This window comes from Paenibacillus sp. LjRoot56, from assembly GCF_964253335.1.
Lineage (GTDB): Bacteria > Bacillota > Bacilli > Paenibacillales > NBRC-103111 > Paenibacillus_E > Paenibacillus_E allorhizoplanae.
In genome coordinates, this window is the sequence record NZ_CAXURV020000006.1 from 169,920 (window position 1) to 192,555 (window position 22,636).

Genomic DNA, 22,636 nt, shown 5'->3' on the forward strand with positions numbered 1-22,636 from the left:
TTCACCACCTTTCAATTGTTAGAATGCTTCCTACCACCAACCTGTCCGGGCAAGGTGAAGGAGAAGGTCGTCCCAACTCCGGGTGCGCTGTTAAACCAAAGGCTGCCGCCATGAATGCTAACAAATTGACTGGCAAGTACCAGTCCGAATCTCATATTTCCAGGATCGTCTCCGGTGACCGGCATTTTGAAGAACTGTTCATTCAGACTCAGTAATTCCGCGGTCTTCTCATCAATTCCCTCTCCATTGTCGCATATGGACACGATGATCCGATCGCCTTCCAGTACGGCTCCGATCTCAATCACCCCGCCGAATCCCGTAAATTTGATGGCATTCGAGAGTAAATTTCGCAGAATGAGATCCAGCATCTCTTTATCCGCGCTAACCGCAAGCTTCTCGTCGATTCGTTCCGTCATCCGAATCTGCTTCATGCTTGCCTTCGCTCCGGCAAGCGATAGAGACTGTCGAACGACTTGCTGCAAATTCCAGTCTAACGGTCGAAATACGACTCTCCCTTTCTGGCTGCGATACCAGTCGAGCAAATTCTCAACAAGATTGAACGTGCCTTGCACTTGTCCTTGGAGCTCTCGGAACACTTCGACATGCTGGGCTTCGGTGGCAGCAAGCTCTTCACCGAGTAGTTCGGTTAAGCTGACGAGGATTGCGATCGGATCGCGAATGTCATGAGCAACGACGGTGAACATCTTGTCCTTGAACGTGTTCAACTCTGATAGCTGTCTGGCATTCTCACGCAATCGAGTCTCGTTGTCCTTCAATTCCGTAATATCATTGAACATCAATATTTTTCCGATCGGAGTGCCCGAATCGTAGATGAACGCTAAATTGCAGTGATAATGCTTACTGTAGTTTGCATGGAATCTTTGAAATGAGAAGCGTTCGTCTCCGGTGCTTGCAGTGCGAATGTGCTCAACCAGTTCCGGACTAGAAGGCAGAACCTCACCCACGTAAGCGGGGTAATGCTTAGTCAAACCGAGTTCGGGAAGCACCTCTTCAGCTGCGCTGTTGTAACTGACGATTTGATCCTCGTAATCGAGCAGGACGACCCCATCCCGGATCGTGTCGAACACTTGAGTCAGCGCAAGCGGGGTAAACTTAAGCAGATTAAACCGCAAAATCCCCCACACATAGACGACGCCCGACACGGCGAATCCAAACGGTGTCAAATCGACGACGACTCCGAACCACAATAACATATTGAACATCAGGGGCACGGCAGCACCCATACTCAGTACGATGACCTGCTTGCGCACGATCCGAGAAGACCGCCAGTACATGGGGATAAACAGAAAAAAACCGCACACTATAACGAAATAATTATAGAGGGTGTGTACTTCATACCCAAGGCCTTTGTCCGTCTTATACAAAGGAATCGAAACTCCCTCATTCAAGTTATAGCTCTTGTAGATCAGGTGATGCCAATCGTTAGTCAAATGGAGAAAAAAAATAGTCGCTGGGATAACGAATAAGACCAGTACAAGGCGTTTCCGATATCGGGCCGCTATCCCCGTAAATTGAATGACCTGAAAGAACCATAGCGTAGAGATGAAAGGAATACCCAAATATTCAATTTGAAGCGCCAGCTTCACTTCGAACAGATTTCGGCTAAGCAATTCGACCGCATAGCCTGTTGCGTAGCAAGCCGCTCCCACCATGATTAGAATCATCGTTTTAGCGATGGGTAGATGGCGTTTCTGGTAAGAAAGGAATGCGACGTACACCATTAGCGCCGCTGCGAGAAAAAGCAGTAATGACATCCATTGTATTTTATCCACAGCTGTCTCCTATATCCACTCTCAGACAATGTCTGATGAATAGCGTAACGCGAAATTAAGCTATTATCAAGCTCATTTCGATTATGAATCTTCGGTTTATTGATCGTATTTTCAACTTAACTGCTGACTAACTAAGTAATAATAAAGACCCTGAGCCTGGGTAAGCTCGGCATGGGAGCCAGACTCCACGATCGCTCCGTGATCCATAACGAGAATGAGATCTGCTTTTTGCACCGTGCTCAATCTATGAGCGATGATTAGAGCGGTGCGTCCTTTCATCATCGAATCCATATTTTGCTGAATAATCCGTTCCGACTCCGAATCAAGCGCACTTGTAGCCTCATCAAATATAAGAATGCTCGGCTCGCCCAGCAGCGCCCTTGCAATGGCGATCCGTTGTAGCTGCCCCCCGGATAAGCTTAATCCGCCCTCGCCAATCATCGTCTTGAAACCGAGCGGCAAAGCGGTAACAAATTCGTAAGCTCCTGCCAACTTGGCGGCTGCTTCGACTTCTTCTAGTGTAGCGGACGGAAAACGAATCGCGATGTTGTCTTGAATCGTCGCGCGGAACACTCGACTTTCCTGCTGGACGATACCGATTTTACGGCGCAAGGAAGCGGCATGAATTTGCCTGAGGTCGTGTCCATCAAGACGGATCGTCCCGCTTGTCGGCGTAAATAGCTTCGTCAGCAAATTGGCAAACGTTGATTTGCCCGACCCGCTTCTTCCAACGATCGCAACAGTTTGCCCGGGTAGTATGCGGATACTAATTTGCTGCAAAATATTGGGCCCGTCCTTTTCATAACGAAACGTCACATTGTCGAACTGAATGTGCCCCTTCAGCGCTGCCAGCCTTCGCATATTTTGCGATTCACGCTCTTCCGGATGGCCCTGAAAGACATCGTCGATCCGTTCCATCGATACTCGCACTTCCATTATTTCGTTCAGCATCTCCAACATGCTAGTTATTGACTGTGTAACTGTAAAGTAGACCGACAAGAAGGCAACAAATTGCCCGACCGTCAATTGACCGTGCATAACGAAAACCGCTCCACCGTACAGCACCAGGGCGTTGCCGATCGTTTTTATGCTGTTCGTAATCGTTTCAGATGCTACATGTAATTGAATGGCCTTCATCCGCTGCTTCAAAGCAAGCTGCAGGTTATCCATCAGCTTCCATCTTATGGCCGATTCGGCGGCAAGGGCTTTGACGGTCGAGATCAATTTAATAGCTTCGACTATCGTCGTTTGGGATTCCGCCTCCGCTTCGAATTGCTTGCGGCTGTTTTTGCGCATGAGCGGCGAAAAGAGCAGCACTAGCATGATATAACACGGAATAATGGCAAACGCGATAAGCGACAACTTGATATGATAGATGAACATAAGCGTTCCGTAGATGAGGATCGTCAATACGTCAAGTAACATTTGGACGGCCCCAGTTGTCAGCATTCTGCGTATTTTCTGGTTTTCGCCCACCCGACTTGTCAAATCGCCGATCGTGCGTGCCAAAAAAAACGATAAAGGCAAGCTGAGCAAATGCTTGTAGAAATCTCCTAGCATGGTGATGTCGATACGCAGTGCGATTCGAGCTGCTAAAAAATTCCGGAACGAATTGACTACGATATAACAAACAGAGAGCCCAAGCATACCGATCAACAGCATTTGTAGAAGATCCGTCTGCTTATCTACGAGCACCATGTCTACAATGACTTGCGTAATGATCGGTATCGCAAGGGCGATCAATTGCACGAGCAATGACGTGACTAGGAGTGATAGCAGTGCTTTTTTGTTCGGCATCACGTATGCGATAAACCGCGTTATCGGACTGCGAATACGCTCATGAGATGCTAGTCGCTCCGTTGGCGTGAGCGTTAAGATCGCTCCGCTCCAACCAGCCTGAAAATCTTCTCTGCTCTTTTTTTCCAAACCATAAGCCGGATCACCAACAGTAACATGACTTTTGGTCACTTCATACACGACGATAAAGTGCTCGCCCTTCCAATGCGCAATCACAGGCAGCTTCATATCGGCAAGTTCATCGAGCTGTGTTGTGAAGCCTTGCGCAGCCAGACCGAGTGATTCCGCCGTCTCTGTCAAGCCGTACAATGAGCTTCCGGAACGCGACATTTCCGTTTGCTCCCGAATCCGATTCAGATGAATGCGCGAGCCGTAGTATGCCATCACCATGGCAAGACAAGTAGGACCGCAATCCATTTCATTTTGCTGCATGAGAATCGGATATTTACGCAGCTTGAATCGTCGTTTTGCAGGCTTCAATTCAGCCGTTTGCCAGAGAGTTGGTTTACCTGGAGCAGCCTCCAATTCCATCGTGTCGTCTTCCCCATACTTGGATGCGCTTGATACATAATTGGTGGATATGCTCTCGATCGCCGTTTTCAGAGCAGGGTGCTCCACAATCATTTGATCGAAATCATCCTTGCTTAACCGAAACAACTGAGCATCCTCGCTGGCTACAACCGTAGCTTTACGCTGCGCCCCTGTAAGCAGCGCTAATTCTCCGAAAAAATCGCCTGGAATAAGACGGTTTATTATGGTGCCGTCTTCTTCCTTGATTACCTCACAATGCCCGGAGTGAACGATGTAAAATGCATCTCCTTCGTCTCCCTGACGCACGATCGGCTGCCCTTTCTCCGCTTTGGTCACAGTCATCCGTTCCAGAAATGTCCGAATGGCTTGATGATCATCGAAAGATAGCAAAGTCGTCCGTTTTAAAAACATGGAGAAGGCGCGAGATGACATGTAGGTCTTAAGCAGATGCTCAAGTCCGGGATTATGCAGCAGCACTTCACGAAGCTTCTCTGTTGGAATGGCTAGCAGTCGTACATTCCCTGCAGCGCTATAGGTGATGGGGGTGCTTGGTTGCTCCATCTCACTACCCCATCCGAAGCTGTCCCCTCCCGACAATAGACCAAGGCTAATCTCCTTCCCGTTCGACTGCTCTTCGATCATCCGGACTTCTCCCGAGACGACGCAGTAAAGAGACTCCGATAAGTCGCCCTTTTCATGAATCGTCTGTCCGATGGAGAATTGCACGATCTCAGCATGTTGGGACACCCCTTGTTTTTCATCCGAACGAAGCACGCTAAATAAAGATATTTTTTCCATATAGGTGAACTGTTTATTTGTCTCCATCTCTCACCTTATCCCCAATGACCTAATCTTGTTCCTAAAGCAGAATATGTACGCTTGCTTGCTTACGTCTGGAAGAAAGCCACTCTTCGAACAAGATCTGTTCAATTCTCGATCGAATGTCGGCGTTCAGCTCCGCTGGATAAACTTCATCAACCTTAATCACGTAAAATTGTTTGTCGATTTCAAGAGGTCCGATAACTGTCCCGGCAACCGTCCCGAATGCTTGCGTATGTACCTCTCGGGGAAGCTCCTTTCTTTCCCTGCGACCGACAAACCCTCCCGCAAGCCTTGATAACTCATCCGTCGAATATTCGCGTGCAAGCAAAAAAAACTCGGCTCCCTCCATCGTCTTGAATCTAAGCTCGCGCGCAAGTCCCCGTTCGTTCACTAAGATTTGCGAAATGGCCACGGCATCGAACTCAGAACGATGTTCTGCAAAGTAGCGCTCTACCTTGCCGGATGCTACATGCTCGCGAACGCGAACCATCAATAACTTCATTCTGGCGTAGTCAGCCAAGTCGGAAGTTGAAAGCGAGCGTTCCGCCAGCCAGCCTTCTACTTCCGTGGCTTGATACAGCTCGTACTCTACTCTCCAGTCATTGACCGCCGTCTGGATCTCCTCCGGACTGGCTGTGAGTTGATGCTCTTGGGCATAGGCGGCGATAAGTACATTTGATACATAATCCTCAATCGCGCTGAAACGTCCACGCATTTTGGTGAAGCGCAGAACAGTCGCTAATGAATAGCTAGTTCCTTCTATGTGAAGGGCAATGACCTGATCCAGAGACATCATGGAACCCCCTTTATTTTCGTCCTATTTCTAGATAAAAACGCGGGGGAATCCCCCGCGCCTTGGTTAATATGAAGCACGTGATTGATGCTTAAATGGATCACTAACTCCGCCGGTCACATTCCTTGTTTCTTCCTCAGACAACTTTTTAGACAAATTATCAAGCTTTATTTCAGCAGCTTTGTTTGTCTCTACCGTTTCTTTGTTCAGATCCGTTTGCTTTTGCTGTTCCATTGTTTTCACCTCCTTTAGAATTCATAATGCAAGTTTACTACAGCCAAATAAAAGAATAATGAAAGAATTCGGCCATAAAATAGGAGAAACCGCGTAGCATCAAGCCTTCGCGGTTTTTTTATTGATGTAATTAATTAATTTCTATCAGGAAAAGTATGCCTTCAACAGTTCGATCCCTGTCGCCGATTCGAGGGACTTTATTGTCGCTCGTATGTTTTATAAGGATATTCATGTCGTTAGACTAGATGGAAGAATGGAAAACCGAATATTGAGGTTTGAATCATATTTTTGCCAAAACGGCAAGAAATTGCTTCAAAGAACCCGAGGTAAAGTAATGCTTCAAACCAAAATAAAATCGGAATCTGCATCTGCAAATCCCGGTTTACTTCATTCCAAGTTTACTTCATTCCACTAACGTTCTGCGTTAGTAGAATGATATATCCAGTTAGACAGGTAATTTTTTTCTTTTTAATCGTAGAATCAATTTATCAATTAAAAAACCCAATAGGAAGTAAAACAAAATATGAACACAGTAGGATAAAAACGTTAACTGCAATAGGAAACTACTGCCTGCTTTCCAGTTATTGTTATCATAATTAAAAATCATGTGTCTTATCGATTCAATATCGCCAAGAGCATTTATTGGAGGAGTAATTCTAATCAATGCATTGGATAATCCACTGTCTAAGTAATCACTTAGACATACACTGATACTTAAAATAGAAAGCCAGAATGAAAAATTTTTCGAAAATGACAACACGATCACCATCCATTTAAAGAATAAATATTGATCCAACAATGTCCCAATACTCAACACAAATTAACAGGGTTGTTCCTTGCTGCATAACAGAGTACACAGAGTCTATATCACCGTCATCCCGCTTGCTCTTTGTTTTGGAGCTATAGTTCTGCGTTAGCGCAACGATTTGATTAGAACAACTTGGCAAGTTTGATATCTTCTAAAGGTACGTTTGTTTTGATATCAAATACCCGCACGAATGTTACATCGAAGCTTGGAAAAGGATGTAATGCTTCTCTCGTAGCCAATTTCATTTCTATAATTTCTGCTTCATTCATGCCCCATTTTGTTTGACCCAAAGTCAAATGTGGAATGAAGTTATCCAACTCTATATTACTGTCAATAAGTTCGGGCGGTGGGGAAACCGCATCTACTAAATTCTTGTGTAGATTATATATCTGTTTCGATTCAACGCTAAGGAATGTAACCGCTGTTCCAAATGTTCCTGGTTCAGACAAAGTTAACTGGAAGATTGGAAATGAAGAACAAGTTTCTCTTATCTTTTCAAGCCAATTCATATCCTCCGTAAGTCCATTTGAGAGTTTTACAGTAATATGAGGCTCCACAGGAGCCCTAAATCCGTTATTATCCCATCGATTTCGAAATGTCTTAGCCCATTTATTACGAAATACAAAAATTTGTTCTTTATAATCTTCAGGTGGAACGATTCCTATGAAAAAAGGCATTTTTACACCCCTTTATAAAATAATATGTATTTTTCTCGGAGCATTCCTATTCATTTCAATCATCAACTTTCCGAACATTTATGTTTTAGATAGTTTTCCTCAAATATTTTCCAAATCCTGCTTTAGTGTTAAACTGCCCGTTAGTTGAGAAAAGGCAACCGATCCCTCGTGGCGAGTTGCTCCCTGGATATTTCGCTATCGTTTTCAGTTACTTTAATTAAAACACAGTTCAATGAGTAATGTGACTACGTCAGGAATGTTACAATATTCTAGTTACCCATCGGGAATGTTATTAAGTTCTTGTCAATTCGTCGTGACAAGAACTTAATAACATAAAACAAAAAAACCGCAATGTATGCGTCATTTAATGCTACTATGTTCTTGTCACCCGACAAGTAGTAGTAGAAGCGGCGTTATATTGTGTTGTCGGATGACCAGAATTTTTTCCGATAAATGAGCTTTCTTAATCAATCGGAACAACTTCCAATATAGCACACCTCACTAAAATTGGATATTTTAACCACTCCAATTTAAATCTCACTCCCGTAATAGACAGCCCTTTTGTATTAGTTATTCAAGGAATTTTGACTGAGATGTTCTTTTTGTAAAGCTTCCTCATACATTTCCAACAAATTTTCTCGGGTCTAGTGTTCACCTCAATAACCCATGGTTTTAAGTTTTGATCCATGCCAATATCAATCCCAAAAAGCTGAATACCAGGATAATTTTTTTCGAGCTGCTTGCATATACGACTTCCCAATTTATTTAAGTTCATGATGACTTTTTTTTGAGTAGTTGGATTGGTATGCGAGGCTAACAGGTCCTCGACGGATAATGCGGTACCTCCACTGCGGATATTCGTCACAATTTTTTTGTGATGCGCAACGCGACCAACAAAGCCTTCATTTCGCCAAGTATGATCCTTTTGTTTTGTAATCATTAAGCGAAGGTCAAACGGGCGTTTGTTCCATCGGAGCAGGTCTATGCCTTGTTGGATGAGATAATCGGCGTTCACTCTTTTGCCCAAAAAAAAGGCATATACTTCTTCTTTTGCTAGAAACTTATGTTGCTGGGTTCCTGAATGGATACGAAAATACGGTTTTTTTTCATGCACAATCCTTCGAACCTGCATGACCCCCACTCCAAAAGCTCCTTGATTAGGTTTCAAATAAACAGTCTTATAACGAGAAAGCATTGCAAAGAAAGATTGTTTATTTAGTTTCATCGTTGCGGGAAGGTGTCTGTTAACCTGGCTGTTCTTCATTAATTCACGATGTTGCTCCCACTTTATACCTTTTGTAGGTTTTTTCGGTTTGATAGGAACGGCGGCATTACTTTGTCTCATCGATTAGTCTCCTCACACTAGTATTTCCATATCATATTCAGCTAGCTGTAACAGGCTTTAGGACATCGCCTATTCTGCAAACAATAATTCCTTTCATTGAATAAATTAGTCAGGGAAGGAGTGAGTGCATGTGATCAAAATAACGATTGCCGCTGTCGGAGATTTATTGATGAAAAGTGAAATCATTGCCTCAGCTAAAAGATCAAGCGGATATACGTTCAGTCCTATTTTTGAAAAAGTTAAACCTTATCTAAAAAAACACGATTTAACGATCGGGAATCTGGAAACGACGTTCTCCGGTAAAAGGAAATTGGGCGTTATCGGAAGCCATCCAAAATGTAACTGTCCGAGAGAGCGAAGGAATCCGAAAACTGGTTTTCCATTATTCAACTGCCCTGATGCGTTGGCGTCAACTTTGAGAAATGTCGGGTTTCATGTATTAACTACTGCAAACAACCATTGTATGGACGGAGGAGTAACCGGTTTAAAACGAACACTGAATGTCCTCGATAAACAAGGACTCAAGCATACGGGAACCTTCCGTTCCATCCAAGAATCTAAGCGTCATCTGATTATGCGTGTAAAAGGAGTGAATATTGGGATTCTATCGTATACGAAAGGCACTAATTCCATTCAAGTACCTAATCGGTGGTTGGTTAACCTTATCGACCAAAAGAAGATGATAGCGGATATCCGTGAAATGAAAAATAAAACAGATTTCATCGTTGTTTACCTCCATTTCGGGAGAGAATATCGGCCATTTCCGGGCAAAAATCAAAAACAATTGATGCATTTACTTTTTAAACAAGGCGTGAATGTGGTTTTAGGTGCACATCCTCATCTGCTATACCCGGTAACTCAGGCAAAGGTGAAAGACATCTATGGTCAAGTACGAAATCGAGTGGCAGCTCCTTCTTTAGGTAACTTTGTATCAACGAGGCTAATAAGAAATAATAATACGATTCGGGGAATGATTTTGTCACTGACTCTATCTAAAAATGAACGAGGGATAACAGATATCTTAAAAATTGATCGTATTCCTACGATTGTGGAGAGGAGAAAGACTAATAAGAAAACTTTTACAGTTATCCGAAGAAAGGAACATAAACATGTCGCTCAACGGAATTAAGAGTATAAACATTCCTTTTATCCTGAGCAAATAATTACTGGATTCTGAGGTATTAGAAGAAGAAATAAACCCTTTAAAATCTAACTTATTGAGCTCCTTAACCGAATTTATGTACTTAACACCGGAAGTAATACCTACCACATATTGCAACTAAACTGCCCGTTCGTATTATGAGGTTAACCAGTTTTTACTGGTTGACCTCTTTTGTATTTTAGAGGTTTAGTAACGGTAGCCGGGGTCGAACGTCACTGCCCGTGGGACCGTTATCCCGTCAGCTAAACTGTTCACCCCCTACTTGTAGAAACATGTTTGAGGCTGGTTGAGACAATGATCTCGAATAACAAGCGAAGCTATGACACTGCAAGAAGGACTAGGGGCTACCGGCAAATTCAGTTTTAGGAGGGATCAAAGAATGAATCCAGTAATTGGTCTGGATATTGCAAAAGGAGAAAGTCAGGGACAGGCCTTCTTAGATAAAGGACAGCCCTACGGAAAGAGCTTTACGATCATTCATACACGAGAGGGACTGCAGCTTTTCCAACAGCTTTTAAAGGATCTTGAAGCCACGACTGGACAAAAACCTACTGTTATTCTAGAAGCTACAGGCCATTACAATGCTCCTGTCACCCAGTTTCTAGATGCTCAGAACTACTTCTACATTGTTGTTAATCCGATTCTGTCTTATCAATCTAAAAAGTCTTCGAGCCTACGTAAAGTAAAAACAGATGCCATTGATGCCTATGCCTTATGCGAATTCTTTTATAAGGAGGACTTCGAGCATCGTAAGACTAGAGGTGTGCAGTTACTAAATCTGCGCAATCTCACAAGACAGCATGAATCGGTAACGGGACAATTCGTTCAGATCAAACTTCAATTCCAGGCGGTGTTAGATCAGGTATTTCCGGAGTTTAGGGGCGTTTACGGGGCATTGTACTCTGTGGTGTCACTGCAAACCTTGTTAGCCTTTCCAACTTCTGAGGACGTTCTCAGTGCCGGTGAAGCTAAATTAACCGAGAAGATTTCGGTATTATGTACAGGTCGTTCAGAAAAATGGGCTAAAGAAAAGGCTCAGAAGCTCATGGCAGCTGCAACTCGAAATCCGTTCCGAAAAGCGCCATATCAGAGTCACTTATTTAGTATAAATATGTATATTAGAATGCTCCTCCATTATAAAGAGCATCTATTGACCCTAGAAAAGCAAATAGATGCACTCGCTAATGAAGTTGAAGAATATGAAATTATCCAATCCATCCCCGGCATCGGTGAGAAAATCGCGGCAACGATTATCTCTGAAGTTGGTGAGATTGATCGGTTTAATCATCCTAAAAAGCTCGTTGCCTTTGTTGGCGTAGATCCCAGTGTACACATCTCGGGAAAGTTTACGGCTACGATTAATCGGATCACAAAACGTGGCTCCAGTAGACTCAGGCACGCCTTATACATGGCTGTGCTCTGCGGGCTGAGGAGTACTGGGAGTAAGAAGCTGAAAGCTTTTTACGACAAAAAAATGGCCGAAGGAAAACCTCACAAAGTAGCGATGATCGCATGTGTGAACAAGTTACTGCATTGGATATTTGCCATGCTTAAAAGAAAAGAAGCATACCTAGAGTTGATTTGATTGGAAATCAAACGAAATCAATGAAAAACTTTCCAAAGCAATTTTGGAGGGTTATTTGGCATGCTCAGTAATTAGTATAGCACCATCTTCTCGATTTTCTATTGAAAAATCTTGACAAGTTATTAGCTGGTTTAGTTGAGCAAGTTACCGGTCACTCAGTCTACTGCTTATCGGCAATCGGACAAAGTTCTTGTCACGAATCGGGAATCGGCTCAAGTTCTTGTCATCGCCAAATGACAAGAACTTGAGCCGATAATTAAAAAAGCCCGCGGTTTACGCGGACTTCATTCGGACAATGTTCTTGACAACCGACTTATACTTATTCGTACTTTTGCCGTAAAACTCCATAATACTTTAATTCGCGCTTTGTCATCCTCTTAACATCAGCCTGTGATTTTACCAATCAAGATTTTGTATAGTATCCACCCGAGAAATAACGCAATAAATATCCCAATAACTAACATTATTTTAATTTTTCTGGATAAACCGTTCCTCCCAAGTTCTACCCATAATCCTTTAATATCTCTAGGTAAAATCCCGAAATTCAACATGGATAAGAAAAACAGAATTAAAAAAGCGATTAATCCGACAATAATTCCCATTATAACTCCCATACATACACTACCATTCTATAGTTCCCTTTATTATTGGTATACCCCAAATAGTCTGAAAAACACTCCAAAACTATGAGGGATCAACCGCCTCTTTTTAATATATATTTATGCCAAGCCTGATCGAAAAGCTAATATACTCCCCCACCCTTAAATTACATTTATATTAACATTACCACTTGGGTCAATAGGCTCTTTATCGAATCCATGGAAAGTATCCCGAGTGATAAATCGCCCTGCCCCTGCATCATAATAACGAGCATTGAGGGGATTAGCTGTTTGTTTGCAGGTATCCGAAGCCGCAGCTGTAGGCTGCCTAAGGTAAATATACCCATTCACATGGTAGCGAATATACGTTCGTTTGTATTGAGGGATTTGATGTTAGAACATTATGCAACTGAGTGAGTAAAATTGTTACACATCAAAAAGAGATCGCCAAGGGAAATACCCTTAAGACGATCTTCAATAGAAGCTGTATTAACGATAATCAGCACGTATGCTGAGCTTGCCTGTAAGTCCTGTCAGATCAATTGTCTCGTTATTAGCATTGAATTTAGTGTAAGTCTGTCCGTTTATCTTGACGTCGATTAGCTGTTTGTTTGCAGGTACCCGAAGCCGCAGCTGTAGGTTGCCAATTGGTTTCTGACTAGGAATATCCATGTCAGCCATTACTTGATTATGGTCGATTTTGGACGTAATGGTATAGCTGACCGGTCCGAATAAGGTAGGAGCATCCTTAACTTGAATTTTCTTATCTTTCTCTAGCCAACCCCTTGGGGTGGAAAATCCCAGCTGCAAGCTTTGCGGCTCCCCTTTGTTGTTGGTCACTTCATTGATCAGCATAAGCCGCAATAATCTCAAAAAGAAGCCGTTGTTGGCGGTGTTCGGCGAGAGGTACATTCCCCGGTAATACTCGTTTGAACCCCAGCCGGCATCAAAGCTAGGCGGCGGGCAAGGATCTTTTGCACAGATGCCGAACTGCTTGGGCCATTTGGAGGCAAGTGGGCCAACATTAGCTGCTTCGCCGGTAATAAAGGTGTTTCTTGTCATACCGTGAGCCAGTTGATTGTAAAGGCTCAGGACCATCTGATCGGGTTGGTCGTTATCTGCCAAAAACTTAATGTGCTCAGCCTCGTAAACATTGTTGATCGCGCCGTCCCGAACCTTCAGCAGCCCCATTAAACGAGAACCATGGTTATAGAGATATTGGAGCGTTGCTTTCGCTTCAGGAGTTCCAGGCGTGTATACCTGAGCTGCAAAACCGTAATGAGCAACCAGATTCCAATAACTGCCTAGTACAGTTACTGGCAGATGGTCATAAGGATCTTCCTTATCCAGAAGCATCGCCTGCGTGAATAGGCTGCCATCCGACATTAAAGTGCTAGATTGTTTTATGGCTTTATCAAACCAGTCTCGCAGATCGTCTGCAATCGGGCCGTATTGGTTGGCCAGATCTGTTTGACCAAGTTCTCTCCATACGGAAACCATATTTTGCAAACCGAAAAGTGCCGTCCCGATTTGGTGCAGTCCATAGACTTTGTTCGGAACATCGCTGGAGTATTGCTGACGTTCAAGCAGATGATTGGTATCTACAGCATGTTGGGTTGCTAGATCGATTGCATAAGCTTTGTACGCATCCAGATTTTCGATAATCAGAGAAGAGTCGCCCGTTAATCGGTAATAGTCAGCAGCATAAGAAAGTTTCTCCCCAATTTCCCAGTTACGACGGGTGACGCCTTTGGATTTGGGCAATAAGTCCTGCAGCGCTTGTTTATAAACGTTGGTGAATCCATAGCGTCCAAGCGTCCCCATTGTGGTACTGCTTTCAGGCTGATAAAAAGCCTCGTAAGCATTTCCCAAGCTATAGCGCCAATTCATAAGCAAATCCTGAATCAAAAGGTTACGCTGGGCATCCATGATATTACTCTCAGGGACTTGGAATATCTTACCTTCCGACAACCTATTCTCCCAGTATGTCGTAGAATCATCCCGGGCCTGTTCCTGTCCGCTTTTATCCGCTTGGAGCGCGGGAGCATTGGCGATCGGGGTGACCGGTCTCACGATGTAGACGGAGTCACCAATTCCATTATTTAGTTTATCGAGGTTGTAGACCAGATCAGAATTGCTGAACGTGGCACCGGGGCTGAAATAAAGATAGGTGCGCCCCTGATCGTCGATCAATTGATTCCCCTCTTGATGAAGATTACAATTGCTACATACCTGAAATCTGATGTTAGTAGGCTTGTGGTCCGTTTTTCCATGGCCGCGTTTGGCAGTAATTTTTATGTAGCTGGCTACAGTAACGGTACCTGGCAAGTTGGTTGCAAGCGACTCCTCTTGATACTCGATCCCGTCATGATCCCGGTATTGCAGCTGCAGGATCGGAAGATATCCCTTGTATAATGCAGGAGTGCTTAGGTTGGCTAAACAAGAACCGAACTGTTCTTCACCACTCGCACCAACAAAAATTCTCGTGCTAAGACTTAGGTTATCAGCTTTGTTCGAGAAAATCTGACTACCATCGGCTACGGTCAGTGCCAAGTCTCCGCGCTCGGTTGGCTGTTGCGGCTGCCCAAAGGGGATATAGTAGACTCCTGTATCCGTTAAAAATCCTCCCTGTGCAGCCGGTGCAATTGCGTACATTATGGGTGTGAAAAAATCCTTCACATTGTCATAAGTGGATCCTTCAGGTTTGGCAAGAATCTGTTGGCCGTAAACATCTTGAGTCGTAGTTAATGCATCGACTATACGATTCTTGTAATCGGTGCTCAGAGTTGGTTGCTCTGTACCGGGCTGGCATCCAATATTCCCAGGTTTAAGTCCTATCACGATAGGCGATTCTGATCCTGCCGCAGAAGCTGAAAAAGTTGACGTTAGGAATAGGCATATAAGCACGAAGCTCATGAAAATTGATTTGACTACTTTTTGCATAATTAAAAATCACTCCTCTACATGAAGGATACATAGTTCAAAGGCAAAAGCGACCAATTTACATGGCTGATCACATCCCTTCATCCATACATGAGTCAAGAATTATTGTTAGTTACCGATATATTCAGAGTAGTCAATGAGAGTGGGTTTGAATATGTTTTTTAGCGGGTAAAATATGTCTTTTTGTGTTTCTAAAAGTCTGTATAAAATATAAATGACCCGAAAGAGTGCACTCTTTTCAAAGAGTCCAACTTTTGGGTCACAGTTCAACCTTTATAGATTTATGTTCTTGTCCTTTATATGCCTAGTATGAAACTAATATCTTCTCATTTTGTTTGGGCACTCGTATAGCAGTACCCAATATTAGTTTCTGATATAAAGCGATGTATCTATCCAATTCGTGGCTAATTGCAATAACATTTTCATGTGTAAGATTGCTATGCTTAAATGATTCTTGAACCATTTGAAGACGCAGTGTTTCTATTTTTTCTAAGATGAAATGCTCCATTACATATCTCCCGTTCCTTGTTCAATAAGTCGACAAAGATATTATAAAACAGATAGTTTCAATAAAGCTGTTACTATTTGTCGAATATCTAAAATAAAATTTCGAATAAAAATTAACGTTTTGAATTTATGTTTCAAACTATTTTGTCGAATAAAAAAGAAATAAAGAGCATATCAGCGTGATATCCTCTTTATTTCTTTTTTATAGCTTTAATTTTGTTGAACAAGACCTTTCAAAAACTGTATAGATCGGTTCACGTTCTCGATCATCGATCGCTGTGGGTTCGTCTTTTGAGTAAGCCATAATTCCAAGCCCATCCATCCTGTGTATCGGATATCACGCAAAATGCCGAAGATCATGGGGATGTTAATTTCCCCATCAAGCAAATCCTCAGTCGGTGTAGTGCCAAACTGATTTCTTAAATGAAAGGCTGATATGCGCTCAGGGTAGCTAAGCACCCACTGAATCGGGTCATGTCCCGCTGTATGCGCCCAACCCGTATCTACACATAGCCCTACAAGCGGATCGGAAAAGTCGACGACGGAGCGCAAGTCTCCCTCAGCCAACGCGAAAGCAGCTGCATGATTGATGTAAAGTACGCAGTTAAACCGAATCAAGGAGCATATTCCAGTAGTAATCGCGGAGCTAAATTCGAGTTATTATGGTCAATAGCATAGTCTCTGGAATAATAAATTACTTTCCCACTTGCTCCTTCATCTGTCTTTTTAATTAGCCACCCAAAGCCAGCTCCAGCTCTAACATCTTCAATAACATCCCAAGTGACGTAACCACTTAGACCGTTATAATGACTAAAACCAGCTGCAGTAGCATCGGCATATTTCCCTCCTTGCTTGCTCACTTTTCCTGGATTGAGCATATTCCATTTGTTCCCATCATCATTTTGATTACTTATGTCTGTATCACTTGGGCTGTTCCATGTCACTCCATAACCGGTCCCACGAACCTGCGGGTTAACTTCATCATTCGAACCATTACCCTCCGTCCAATTCTCTAGGAGGCGATGTGCATCTACAGTGCGAGCGTCGTTTCTTCCCCAGTTATCTGAATTGTCCATAATAGTAAGTACGAGTGTGGCACTTTTCAAGCCGACCGTATTTAGTTGATCTAGACCTTCAAATCCAACCAGGACACGGTTATTACCACTTGCTTGAAGGGTCAGATTTGGATTTCCACCTTCGTTGGTATTAGGTGAGCCTTGTCGTAAATAGCTATCCTTACTACTGAGGAGATTCCCGTTTACCGTGATTGTAAAACTGCCACTTGCTGTGTTACCAGCGTGGTCTTGAACCGAACAGTTCACTGTTGTAATCCCCAATGTGAAGGTGGAACCAGGGCTTTGAGTGCAGGCTACAGCGATTGAACCATCCACGATGTCATTGGCTGTTGCAGTAAAGGACACTGCAGCACCTGTAGGACCGTAAGCCTCAGCTGTCATATTTCCCGGAAGAGAAAGCACTGGCGGTGATGTGTCCAGAACACCTTCCGTTTTGAAGGTCGAACCAACGGCAATCGTATTCACAAATGAATACGGTATTGAAGTCGGAGCTGGTCTGACATGTCTTAATACGTTTGGCTGAACTTCAACATAATAATCCGTATTCCGTTTAAGTTCATTCGGAAAGCTGACAACTAGCTTCTTATCTTTATACGTATAGCCTACCCCTGTCTTGAACCTAACCACATAGTCAGTTCCCTCAACAAGCGCTGTACCGCTATTACTTGTTCCTTTGTAAACTTTCACAATCCCTGCGAAATTAGGTCCTTCCAAAACTTGCGGCGTGCTTGTCGGTTCGATCTTGTTGATGTCGCCAATCCCATCCCTGTTCAGGTACTCGACATTAAAACCGATCTCGACATTTGCTTCTACCGATACCCCGTTCGTGCCGTTAGATGGGGTTATAAACACATCGGGAGTATTGTCATAATCCCATACATCCTCCCACCTTGCAGAGTTTAACTGTCTTGTTGTCAATACAGCATACGAATTCCCCTTAATACCTGTAACCTTATAGACGCCTCCAGTGGCATTGGAAGATTGCGCTGACGCTGTACCAGATGGGGAAAGCTCGCCCTTCTCGGTTATCTTGCCATCACCGTTCTCGTTCCACATATAGACATAGTAGGTCTTGGAAGTGTCAAGGCCTTCGACACTTATGTTGGTTACCGCCGTTGTAGACTGATTAAGAAGGAAGAAACTTTGCTCTGAACCGTTCGGGCTCTCAAGGGCCGCGACCATTTTATTATTGGAACCGCCGTCACCAGTACCACTACGGACTTTTACGTTATTCCAGCCCGATTCCGACGTCATGGATTGCAGCAAGAACGCCCAATACTCAGGACGAAGCTCATACCCATCCCTTGCGTCCCTAATCATGCTGTGGTCCTGAATGTCCCCGTCATATTTGGCATGGTAGATGTCCCATTTGCTAGTGCCGTCAAAGCCTAGCGCAGCAGACATAATATTAAAACCTGATGTCTCGTAGGCGTATTTGATCAGATTAGCCTGGCTTCCGCTGTAAGCTGCGTTCATATAACCTTTATTTGGACCAAACTCAGTGATTTGAACCGGCTTGCGCTGGTTTTCGGGCAGAGCGTTAATAATCGCCTGTACAGTGAGCAGCATGTTGTATCTCGTTGAACCGTCGAACCAATATCTGTGGATCGAGTATTCGTCTACCACGTCGTTAAGATTCTCCCCCATCAGCTTAAACCATGCCGTCTGGTTTCCAGTTAATAGGTCGCCGCCTACAATCTTAACCAAATCTCTTATCCCCTCGTTCTTAAGAGCTATGTCAAGCGCCCTGTAAACCTGCACATACTTATCCATTGGAATGCCGTCGTTCGGCTCATTGTAAATCGTGAGGGCTTTAATGTTGGTAAATCCTTTATCGACAATAAGTGTCTTCAGATGTCTGGCCCAACGCGACATACCTGTGCTGATATCCCAACTGGTATCACTGCTAGCCACAACCTGACCGTTCAACTCTGTGGCTGGATGCCAATAAGTGAGATTGACGGCCGAGTGAGTGTCCAAAGCAAGCTGTAACGTTTTTTCGAGCGATTCGAAATTCAAGTCGCCGTAGAGCGCTGTATATCCCGAATTGCCGCCAGCAGCGTTATTGACATATGGAACCGCCCTTTGCGGGTCTGGGTCATAGAAAATGCGTGTATACTTCGGATTCAGATTAACGAGTTTATCTTCGAGATTCTTAAGATTCGCATCTGTAGCGTCGTAAACCGTCCGATTGAGGTCGGAGAAAAGCTGATGGTTGTACTGTCCACCCCAGCCCATAAAGTCTTCAACTAGGATATTGTTGTTGATCTCTTGCGAAACGGCTGGCTTGTAGACAAAGTTTGCGTTGGTCCCTTCAAGGGCCGAATCAGGTGCAGTCGGCGGATCGCCGTCAGGAGCAATAGCCTGTAAATCAAGTATATTCGCAAGATATGGCTTCGTAATCGGCAACGGCGATAAGCTGAAGTCCGCTATGTTGGTGCCGTTTGCCAAAGTATTGTAAGGATTAGAACCCCATGTGTAAAGGATGTCGCCTTTCCAAGCGATTGCAGTATCATTAATTCCGTAGAAACCTTCTACGTCCTTAAGTGCGGTATTTTCGGTAGCAAACGGAACAACAGAAGTGTTGCTAACGTCAGCAATACCTAGACCAAGCTTGGCGCTTTGGTTACTGCCCCATACGTAGACCCTGCCGTCGGAAGTCTTGACCATATAGGTGACATTGGTTCCGGTTCCGAAGGCCAAGATATCGTCAAAAATAAGACTTTCAGCATTCGGTATGCCGTTAGAAGCGTTGTAGATGGCAGTATGCTTCTGTGGAACAAGACTTGTTTTATTGTTCGCGAAGTTGCTGGCAAATAAAGCATAGACCTGACCAATATCGTCAAGCAAGATCGCCGTGCCGCCCACTGACGCACTGATCTGGACAAATTTGCGTCCCGAAACGGGGTGAGCTACCTTCGCAAAGCGATTAGCTGGATCGGATGAGAATTGATTAGTACCTGTTCCTCCAAAAGCGTAAATATTTCCGTAATTTGTCAAAATAAATGCCGAGGTCGTGCCAGCACCTGCTAACTCGATTGCTTTTTCATACGGATCAGAAGTGAATACAACTTTTCCGGGCTTGGCCGAATACCATGCTTTACCTGCATCCAAGTATTTGATCCCACTGGAGGCTTGCGCTTCCCAAGTTGATCTTAATACGCCTGGAGCTACAGAAATTCCTGTTAGGTCACGACCAAGCCGATAGTCATTCGTCCATCCGTTGGACTCATTGCCACCGTTGGCGGCCGATGCTTGACCCCACGACCATACCGCACCGTCCTTGTCTATTACATAAGTGCTGCCAACACTTGCTGTAAGAGAACGTCGACTTCCCGCAAAGTTAATGGGAGTACTGTGGAAGGTAGATTGCGTTGCCCACTGAACAGATGCAGCGGAGTTCAAAATACCTGAACGCTCAAAGCCGTTTTTCCCCCAAGCATACAGTTTATTGTTTTCATCATCCCAAGCATAAAGCAGATTGCCCTGGGATGTGTAAATCATGTCAATACTGCTAAGTTCGACTCCCATACTCGTATAAGCTGGTCTGAATACGCCAGTTAATCCGCCATTCGGCATTGAAAGTGAACCGTTCGCATAGATGCCGTTAGCGTTATTGCCGTTGACATATACTTTGCCGTCGGTAGTTAGAAGCGCAGTTGCGTTTCCGTCGGAGTCCGAGCCGCTAAAAGTAACAGCCTGCTTGATGACAGTTGATGAGAAAGCTGGCGGCGCCGTTGTCGTAAACTGGAAAACCATGTCTGTCGTTGGATACATCACATTATTGGGATCTTTAAATGCGCTAGCCTTAAGGACAATAAAATAGTCCGTATTATAGGAAAGCGCGGATTCAGGTGAAATTCTCACTACAGTGTTCTGAGATTCAAACGATGTGGTTGATTGGACTAGCGATCCAGCGGAAGTGCCCTGGCGCAGCTCAACCGATGTATTAAGGTTGCCAATGTTTGTTAATGCGCCTGTGAAAGTAAGTGAAGGCTTTATATGGATGGAGACACCAATTGTATTGTGAGCTGGCTGAGCTGCAGCCGATAACTGTCCAACTGTTTTAAAGGTTGACCCTTGTGTCGCAACGGCTGCCCCTTTAAAATCCTTGAGTGTCCCCCCTTGAATTTCTATATAATAATCGGATACTTCTTGAAGCGCGTTTGCAAATCTAACCGTGAGTACTTTACCAGAATTGGTAACCGTATAAGCACTGGGGGCAAGTAAAGTTCCTGTATGATTCGTACCCTTATATACCTTTACTGTATCGGCAAGCGAACTTCCGTTGGCAAGATAAAGGATCTTATTAAAAGTAATACTCGGAGCAAAATCAAGAGCAACTCCATTTGTATTATTTGCGGGCAAATAGGAAACTGCAAGCGGCAATTCGTCATTCACATGCGCAGCGAGCGATGGAATATTCACAAGTGCCGCTTCGTTAATGGGCTTCGGTGTACCTTGTGAAGCGGTTGTGCCTATACCAGAGCCGTTTCCAAGTTGATCCACGCCTGCATTATATCCCCACGTATAAATGACATTGCCCTTTACCGCGGCAGCCGTTGTCCGGAACATACTCATAGATTCAGCATCTTGTAAATAATCGTTTTTTACCGCAGTTGATATGTCTTTACTTACCGCTGTCCCGTCGCCGAAACGTACGCCATGCGGAGCCCCGCCATTTGTCGATGAACCCCATTCATATACCGTGCCGTCGTTTGCTATGGCGAACATGATATGGTTGTTCGTTGGTCCGATCGCATACACATTTTTAAATGTTATACCTGAAGCTGCATTTCCGTTAATACCGCCAGTTGTCCCGTTGCCATAGACAGCAGAAGGACGCGTTGCGGTGCTCGCTGCAGCCGAATACACATTATTTGCGCTGCCTGAGTTAAATGTCGTATAGATATAACCCTGATCGTCAAGCAGAATAGCTATTCCACTGGAGGATACACTCATTTTTACAAATTTTCTGCCTACATCTTTGTCAGGATGCTCGACTTTAACAAATATCGCGTTACCCGAGGTTGATAGCCCTTTACCAAACCCATATAGGGTACCTGTCTCAGAGAGGATATAATTGACGCCTGGCGTCTCGTCCGTACCGGCAACCGCTATCGCGCGCTCGTTTGGATTTCCTGGATTGAAGATAACTGGAGCTGGCAATACACTGCTAAGTGTTCCGTTCATCGTATAAACAGCTTCAGTAACACTGATGTCGCGACCGAGACGAAAGTCATAAGACGCCAGGGTACTGCTGCCACTGGAGCCCCAGGAATAAACCTTTCCATCGGTTGCGATTGTCATTATCGTGCTGGGCGTGGTGTTGGCAGAACCAGCTATGCCACCCAAAGTCTGTTCGTGAGATCCATCAAAGCTTATTCCGAGTTCCGATAGTGTCTTATTACCAAAAAACTTCATTTCGGTTGCATATGAAACATCTGCTGGAGTTGCACCCGTACCACCGAGTACACCCAATTTACCTCCGTAAGCGCGCCCCCATCCATATAGTTTGCCATCGGTCTGACTCCACGCGTACATCGTACCGCTATTTTGGTAAATGCGCGTGATGTTGGTAAGCGGCGTACCTGCACCGGTTAAAACCTTTGTAAAGACTGTGCTTGCTCCGCCTGTCGTACCATTTCCAAGTTGTCCGTTCCCGTTTCCACCCAACATGTACACGCTTCCATCTACCAAAAGTGCCGTACTACCGAATGTAGCGGTGGAGTTCGATGTATTCGCAACGACTTGTTGGATATGCTTTGTTGTGCCATCTTCGTTAGATAGACTAGGATGCGCCGAGACGGGTATGACCATTGTCATTATAATGGCAATTGCAATGATCATACTAAGTACCTTACGAGTGAAACCTGCCCTCACGTTAAACCCTCCTTAAATAATCGTAGTAGACCTCCAAGCAGACACTTTCACCCCTTATCGTAAATCTCCCTCTTATTTTGA

Annotated in this window: 12 protein-coding genes; 2 read left to right on the forward strand and 10 right to left on the reverse strand. The window is 44.2% G+C overall.

Annotation, left to right across the window (positions count from 1 at the left end):
- Positions 1-11 precede the first annotated feature (11 nt).
- The 6 genes from ACSQ8O_RS34145 to ACSQ8O_RS34170 form a co-directional block, all read right to left on the reverse strand.
- A complete protein-coding gene (locus tag ACSQ8O_RS34145) occupies positions 12-1,793 on the reverse strand; it encodes a histidine kinase N-terminal 7TM domain-containing protein (RefSeq protein ID WP_436245334.1) in 1,782 nt (593 codons plus the stop codon).
- 111 nt (positions 1,794-1,904) lie between these two features.
- Positions 1,905-4,946, reverse strand: a complete 3,042-nt coding sequence (locus ACSQ8O_RS34150; RefSeq protein WP_436245335.1) for a peptidase domain-containing ABC transporter — start codon at positions 4,944-4,946, stop codon at positions 1,905-1,907.
- Positions 4,947-4,980: 34 nt separating this feature from the next.
- Complete coding sequence (locus tag ACSQ8O_RS34155; protein WP_436245336.1) at positions 4,981-5,739, reverse strand: peptidylprolyl isomerase; 759 nt, start codon at positions 5,737-5,739, stop codon at positions 4,981-4,983.
- 63 nt (positions 5,740-5,802) lie between these two features.
- Positions 5,803-5,970, reverse strand: a complete 168-nt coding sequence (locus ACSQ8O_RS34160; RefSeq protein WP_436245337.1) for a hypothetical protein — start codon at positions 5,968-5,970, stop codon at positions 5,803-5,805.
- A gap of 930 nt (positions 5,971-6,900) precedes the next feature.
- Positions 6,901-7,455 carry a 2'-5' RNA ligase family protein gene (locus ACSQ8O_RS34165; RefSeq protein WP_436245338.1) on the reverse strand — a complete coding sequence of 185 codons (555 nt, stop codon included), beginning with the start codon at positions 7,453-7,455 and terminating at the stop codon, positions 6,901-6,903.
- Positions 7,456-8,029: 574 nt separating this feature from the next.
- Complete coding sequence (locus tag ACSQ8O_RS34170) at positions 8,030-8,800, reverse strand: YheC/YheD family protein (protein WP_436245339.1); 771 nt, start codon at positions 8,798-8,800, stop codon at positions 8,030-8,032.
- Positions 8,801-8,930: 130 nt separating this feature from the next.
- Here ACSQ8O_RS34170 and ACSQ8O_RS34175 point away from each other — a divergent pair, with 130 nt between their 5' ends.
- Together ACSQ8O_RS34175 and ACSQ8O_RS34180 are read left to right on the forward strand one after the other, a co-directional pair.
- Entirely contained in the window at positions 8,931-9,929 is a 999-nt protein-coding gene (locus ACSQ8O_RS34175) for a CapA family protein (protein ID WP_436245340.1), read from the forward strand.
- Between the two features lie 412 nt (positions 9,930-10,341).
- Entirely contained in the window at positions 10,342-11,547 is a 1,206-nt protein-coding gene (locus ACSQ8O_RS34180) for an IS110 family transposase (protein WP_436245341.1), read from the forward strand.
- Between the two features lie 1,088 nt (positions 11,548-12,635).
- Here ACSQ8O_RS34180 and ACSQ8O_RS34185 read toward each other — a convergent pair.
- From ACSQ8O_RS34185 to ACSQ8O_RS34200, 4 genes are all read right to left on the reverse strand, one after another.
- Complete coding sequence (locus tag ACSQ8O_RS34185) at positions 12,636-15,089, reverse strand: hypothetical protein (protein WP_436245342.1); 2,454 nt, start codon at positions 15,087-15,089, stop codon at positions 12,636-12,638.
- A 304-nt stretch (positions 15,090-15,393) separates the two neighbouring features.
- Entirely contained in the window at positions 15,394-15,597 is a 204-nt protein-coding gene (locus ACSQ8O_RS34190) for an aspartyl-phosphate phosphatase Spo0E family protein (RefSeq protein WP_436245343.1), read from the reverse strand.
- A gap of 209 nt (positions 15,598-15,806) precedes the next feature.
- Entirely contained in the window at positions 15,807-16,214 is a 408-nt protein-coding gene (locus ACSQ8O_RS34195; RefSeq protein ID WP_436245344.1) for a sugar phosphate isomerase/epimerase family protein, read from the reverse strand.
- Complete coding sequence (locus ACSQ8O_RS34200) at positions 16,211-22,555, reverse strand: Ig-like domain-containing protein (RefSeq protein WP_436245345.1); 6,345 nt, start codon at positions 22,553-22,555, stop codon at positions 16,211-16,213. Before ACSQ8O_RS34200 ends, ACSQ8O_RS34195 begins: the two co-directional genes overlap by 4 nt.
- Positions 22,556-22,636: the final 81 nt, after the last annotated feature.